Here is an 884-nt window from a genome sequence, read left to right as displayed (position 1 = left end):
CCCGACCACTTCGGCACCCAGTAATAGAAACCTGAGAACAGCGCGAACAGGGAACCCGCGACCAACACGTAATGGAAGTGCGCCACCACGTAATAAGTGCCGTGCATCTGGATGTCGAGCGGCGCCAGCGACAGGATCAGGCCGGTGAAGCCGCCCATCGTGAACACGAACAGGAAGCCGACGGCGAACAGCATCGGCGTCTCGAAGCTGAGCGAGCCCTTCCACATCGTGGCGACCCAGTTGAAGACCTTCACGCCGGTCGGCACGGAGATCAGCATCGTCGCGTACATGAAGAACAGCTGGCCCGTGACCGGCATGCCCGTCACGAACATGTGGTGCGCCCAAACCATGAACGACAGGATCGCGATCGATGCCGTGGCGTAGACCATCGAGCTGTAGCCGAACAGCTTCTTGCGCGAGAACGCCGGGATCACCTGCGACACGATGCCGAACGCCGGCAAGATCATGATGTACACCTCGGGGTGCCCGAAGAACCAGAAAATATGCTGGTACATCACCGGGTCGCCGCCGCCAGCCGCGTTGAAGAACGACGTGCCGAAGTGGCGGTCGGTCAGCAGCATCGTGATCGCGCCCGCGAGCACCGGCATCACGGCGATCAGCAGGTAGGCGGTGATCAGCCACGTCCACACGAACATCGGCATCTTCATGAGCGTCATGCCCGGTGCGCGCATGTTCAGGATGGTCACGATGATGTTGATCGAGCCCATGATCGACGAGGCGCCGAGAATGTGCGCGCCGAAGATCGCCAGATCCTGGCCCGGGCCCATCTGCACCGACAGCGGTGCGTACATGGTCCAGCCGGCCGCGGTCGCGCCGCCCGGCACAAGGAACGACGCCAGCAGCAGCAGACCGCCCACGGGCAG

Annotated in this window: 1 protein-coding gene; it reads right to left on the bottom strand. The window is 62.9% G+C overall.

Going from position 1 to position 884, the window contains the following annotated elements:
* On the bottom strand, nucleotides 1–884 hold an 884-nt coding region (locus PTE30175_RS28000; RefSeq protein ID WP_191629257.1), incomplete at both ends, for a cbb3-type cytochrome c oxidase subunit I.

It is taken from the genome of Pandoraea terrae, assembly GCF_902459695.1.
In the GTDB taxonomy this organism is placed as follows: Bacteria; Pseudomonadota; Gammaproteobacteria; order Burkholderiales; family Burkholderiaceae; genus Pandoraea; species Pandoraea terrae.
The sequence above is the reverse complement of the archived record's forward strand: the minus strand, read 5'-3'. Positions and strand labels throughout refer to the sequence as shown.